This is a genomic window from Streptomyces sp. NH27, assembly GCF_056859195.1.
Genome location: NZ_JACEGK010000565.1, coordinates 1 through 4,944 on the forward strand (window position 1 = coordinate 1; position 4,944 = coordinate 4,944).

Annotated in this window: 3 protein-coding genes; all 3 read right to left on the minus strand. The window is 71.7% G+C overall.

Annotation, left to right across the window (positions count from 1 at the left end; genetic code table 11):
• Positions 1–156 precede the first annotated feature (156 nt).
• A complete protein-coding gene (gene aceE, locus AC13HU_RS32005) occupies positions 157–2,841 on the minus strand; it encodes a pyruvate dehydrogenase (acetyl-transferring), homodimeric type (protein WP_483045479.1) in 2,685 nt (894 codons plus the stop codon).
• 265 nt (positions 2,842–3,106) lie between these two features.
• The gene (locus AC13HU_RS32010; RefSeq protein WP_483045480.1) at positions 3,107–3,745 is read right to left on the minus strand and encodes a GntR family transcriptional regulator; all 639 of its coding nucleotides are present in this window, start codon (positions 3,743–3,745) and stop codon (positions 3,107–3,109) included.
• Positions 3,746–3,937: 192 nt separating this feature from the next.
• Positions 3,938–4,944, minus strand: a 1,007-nt coding sequence (locus AC13HU_RS32015; RefSeq protein ID WP_483045481.1) for a 2-oxo acid dehydrogenase subunit E2, incomplete at its 5' end; no start/stop codon positions are given.

The window sequence follows — 4,944 nt, forward strand, 5'->3', positions numbered from 1 at the left end:
TGTCGTCGGTCGACGATTCCCCACAGCCTGCGGCGTGGGTGGAGGTGCCCCCGGCGAGCCAGGGGGAGTGCCCCCAGCATCGCCTCCCTCCTCCGCCTTGGATCCGAAGCCACATGACGCCGCTCCCTGATCCACTCCCTATCGCACGCCAGGTCGTCAGAGCCCGTACCGCTCCGCGGCCTCCTTCACCGTCTCCGGCTTCACCTCGCCACGCCGGGCGAGCGCGGCCAGCGCCTGCACGGTGAGCGACTGCGGGTCCACGCCGAAGTGCCGGCGGGCCGCGTCACGTGTGTCCGAGAGCCCGAACCCGTCGGTGCCCACCGACGTCCAGTCCTGCTCGACCCACGGCGCGATCTGGTCCGGCACCGCCCGCATCCAGTCGCTGACGGCCACCACCGGACCCGGCGCACCGGCCAGCGTCCGCGTCACGTACGGCACCCGGTCCTCGCCGCGCAGCCGCGCCGCGTCGCACTCCAGCGCCTCGCGCCGCAACTGCGTCCAGGACGGCGCCGACCACACGTCCGCGGCCACCCCCCAGTCCTCGGCGAGCAGTCGCTGCGCCTCCAGCGCCCAGTGGATCGCGGTGCCCGAGGCCAGCAGCTGCGCGCGCGGCGCGTCCGCGGCGGCCGGCGCCGCCTGCTGGTAGCGGTACAGGCCCTTGATGATGCCCTCCGCCACGCCCTCGGGCATGGCGGGTTGCACCTTCGGCTCGTTGTACACCGTCAGGTAGTAGAAGACGTCCTGGTCCTCGCCCTCGACGGCCGGACCGTACATCCGCCGCAGGCCCTCGCGGACGATCACCGCGACCTCGTACGCGAACGCCGGGTCGTAGGAGAGCGCCGCCGGGTTGGTGGAGGCGAGCAGGTGGGAGTGGCCGTCGGCGTGTTGCAGGCCCTCGCCGGTCATGGTGGTGCGGCCGGCGGTCGCGCCTATCACGAAGCCGCGGCCCAACTGGTCCGCGAGCGCCCAGAACTGGTCGGCGGTGCGCTGGAACCCGAACATCGAGTAGAAGATGTAGAACGGGATCATCGGCTCGCCGTGGGTGGCGTACGACGTGGCCGCCGCGGTGAAGTCGGCGAGCGAACCGGCCTCGGTGATCCCCTCGTTGAGGATCTGGCCGTCCTTCGCCTCCTTGTAGTACAGCAGTTGGTTGCGGTCGACCGGGTCGTAGGTCTGCCCCTTGGGCGAGTACAGGCCGGCGGACGGGAAGAGCGACTCCATGCCGAAGGTACGGGCCTCGTCGGGCACGACCGGCACCCAGCGGCGCCCGGTCTCCTTCTCCCGCATCAGGTCCTTCACCAGCCGGACGAACGCCATGGTGGTGGCGATCTCCTGGTTGCCGGAGCCCTTCTCCAGCACCTGGTACGCCTTCTCCGGCGGCAGCGGCAGCGGTGCCGCCACGACCTTGCGGGCCGGCGCCGGCCCGCCCAGGGCCGCCCGGCGCTCCCGCAGGTACCGGACCTCGGGGGAGTTCTCGCCCGGGTGCCAGTACGGCACCACGTCCGTGTCCAGCGCGCTGTCCGGGATGGGCAGCTCCAGCAGGTCGCGCATGGTGCGGAACTGCGCGCCGGTGAGCTTCTTCATCTGGTGGTTGGCGTTGCGGGACTCGAAGCCCGCGCCGAGCGTGTAGCCCTTGACGGTCTGCGCGAGGATCACCGTGGGGGCGCCCTTGTGCTCGACCGCCGCGCGGTAGGCCGCGTACACCTTGCGCGGCTCGTGGCCCGCGCGCGAGGTCTGGAAGAGCTCCAGCAGCTTCGCGTCGGTGAGCCGCCCGCCGATCGCGCGCAGCGAGGCGTCCGCGCCGAAGAAGTGCTCGCGCAGATAGGCCGCGTTGCTGGTGGCGTAGGTCTGGAACTGGGCGTCCGGGGTGTCCCGCAGCCGGCGGATCAGCGCGCCGTCGACGTCCTGGGCGAGCACCTCGTCCCAGGCCGCGCCCCACAGCGCCTTCACCACGTGCCAGCCGGCGGCGCGGAACTGCGCCTCCAGCTCCTGCACGATCTTGAAGTTCGGGCGGACCGGGCCGTCCAGCCGCTGGAGGTTGCAGTTGATGACGTACGTCAGGTTGTCCAGGCCCTCACGGGCGGCGAGCGCCAGGGCGGCGGTCGACTCCGGCTCGTCCATCTCGCCGTCGCCGAGGAAGGCCCACACGTGCGAGGCCGAGGTGTCCTTGATGCCGCGGTGCTCCAGGTAGCGGTTGAAGCGCGCCTGGTAGATCGCCGAGAGCGGGCCGAGGCCCATCGACACGGTCGGGAACTCCCACAGCCACGGCAGCCGCCGCGGGTGCGGGTAGGAGGGCAGGCCGTCGCCGGCGGCCTCCTGCCGGAACCGGTCCAGGTGGGCCTCGGTCAGCCGCCCGTCGAGGAACGCGCGGGCGTAGATGCCGGGCGAGGCGTGGCCCTGGATGTAGAGCTGGTCGCCGCTTCCCGCACCTTCCTTGCCGCGGAAGAAGTGCTGGAACCCGGTTTCGTAGAGCCAGGCGGCCGAGGCGAAGGTGGCGATGTGGCCGCCGAGGCCGAGCTTGCTGCCGTGGGTGACCATCGCCGCCGCGTTCCAGCGGTTCCAGGCGGTGATCCGCGCCTCCAGCGCCTCGTCGCCCGGGTACTGGGGCTCGGCGGCGGTGGGGATGGTGTTGATGTATTCGGTCTCCAGCGGCGTCGGCAGGGCGAGGCCGCTTTCGCTACCGCTCTCCAGGGTGCGGCGCATCAGGTACGCCGCCCTGTGTGGACCTGCGGCTTTCGCGACCGCGTCCAGGGACGCGCGCCATTCAGCGGTCTCCTCCGGGTCGACGTCGGGGATCTGGTCGAGCTGACTCGGCCGGGTACGGCCTACGGCGTCAGGCATGGGTGTGTGCCGCCTTCCAGACAACGGAGGGAGGGGGGTGGGAAGTGTGAGTCGGGCACGACAGGTTGCTCCCCACCCATTGACGTTACGCTGCGATCGATGATCGATCAATGGGTTGCGGGCAAGTAACTACAGGTCGGCACCCGGTGCCAGCCTTTAAGGCACCCAGTGACAGTAGAACTTCGCCTTGGAATCGGTGGCGCGGCGCCCTCTTGGAGGAACGTACCGAAGGGGCGCAGGGTGCCCCGCGCCCTTGATCGGTTGCCTACACCTGGGGGGCGCAGCTCAGCACGTGGGACTTGATCAGCTCGCCGATCCGGGGGTCGCGGGCCACGAACGCGTCGACCAGCTCCTGGTGCTCGTCGGCGTACGCGCGGGGTGCGGGGCTCAGCCACCGCATGGACAGCGTGGTCCACACCTCGATGCCGAGCGACTCCCACACGTGCAGGAGTACGCCGTTGTCCGCCGCGCGGACGAGCTCGTGGTGGAAGGCGACGGTGTGCCGCACCTGCGCCTCGTCGTCGAGGGCGGTGTCGGCCGTCCGGAGCGCGGCCACCTCGCGCGCCAGCGCGCTCGGGTCCGCCGCGAGCGAGCCGGCCGCCAGTTCCGCCGCGACCTGCTCGAGACCGGCCCGCACCGGGTAGCTCTCCTTGACGTCCGCCGCCGTGAGCCCGCGCACGCGGACCCCCTTGTTCGGCGCGGACTCGATCAGCCGCAGCGTCTCCAGCTCGCGCAGCGCCTCCCGTACCGGCGTCTGGCTGACCTGGAGTTCGACCGCGATCCGCCGTTCCACGATCCGCTCGCCCGGCTTCCAGCGGCCGCTGACGATGCCGTCGAGGATGTGCTCGCGGATCTGCTCGCGCAGGCTGTGCACGACCAGATGAGGGGCGGCGGCTTGGACCATGGGGCGCGCTCCTTCACTGTTGCGTGTCTATGACGATACGACGCGGCGGTGAACCTGCCGCCCGCCGGGACGCGGCTGATGGGACGCGGCCCCTGGGAGTGGCCTGGTGAGGGGGCGGACGCGGCGGCGCCCCCGCACCCGGTGGACGGGGCGGGGGCGCCGTTGACGCTGCTGCTCAGACGCGGGAGGCGCTCACAGGCCGAGCTCGACCTCGAACTCGCCCGCCTCCAGGATCTCCTTGACCGCGGTCAGGTAGCGGGCCGCGTCGGCACCGTCCACCAGCCGGTGGTCGTAGGACAGCGCCAGGTACGTCATGTCCCGGACGCCGATGACCGTGCCCTCGGCGGTCTCCACGACCACCGGGCGCTTGACGGTCGCGCCGATGCCGAGGATGGCGGCCTGGTTCGGCGGCACGATGACCGTGTCGAACAGCGCACCGCGCGAACCGGTGTTGCTGATCGTGAAGGTCGCGCCCGCCAGGTCGTCCGGGGTGATCCTGCTGGCCCGGACGTTGCCCGCCAGCTCGGCGGTCTTCTTGGCGATGCCCGCGATGTTCAGGTCGCCGGCGCCCTTGATGACCGGGGTCATCAGGCCCTTCTCGGAGTCCACCGCGATACCGATGTTCTCGGTGTCGAAGTAGCTGATCGTGCCCTCGTCCTCGTTGATGCGGGCGTTGATCACCGGGTGGGCCTTGAGCGCCTGGGCGGCGGCCTTGACGAAGAACGGCATCGGCGAGAGCTTCACGCCCTCGCGCGCCGCGAAGGACTCCTTGGCCAGCCCACGCAGCCGCATGACCCGGGTGACGTCCACCTCGACCACGCTGGTCAGCTGCGCCTGCGAGTGCAGGGCCCGCATCATGTTCTCGCCGATGACCTTGCGCATCCGGGTCATCTTGACCGTCTGGCCGCGCAGCGGCGAGACCTCGACGGACTTCGCCGCCTTGGGCGCGGCAGCGGCCGGTGCGGCGGCGGCCTTGGCGGCCTCGGCCGCGGTGAGCACGTCCTGCTTGCGGATACGGCCGCCGACGCCGGTACCGCGCACCGCGCCGAGGTTCACGCCGCTCTCGGCGGCGAGCTTGCGGACCAGCGGGGTGACGTAGGCGCCGTCACCGGCACCCGAGCCGGTCGCCGCCGGAGCGACGGGGGCGACGGGTGCGGGCTGGGCGACGGGAGCCGGTGCCGGGGCGGCCGGTGCCGGAG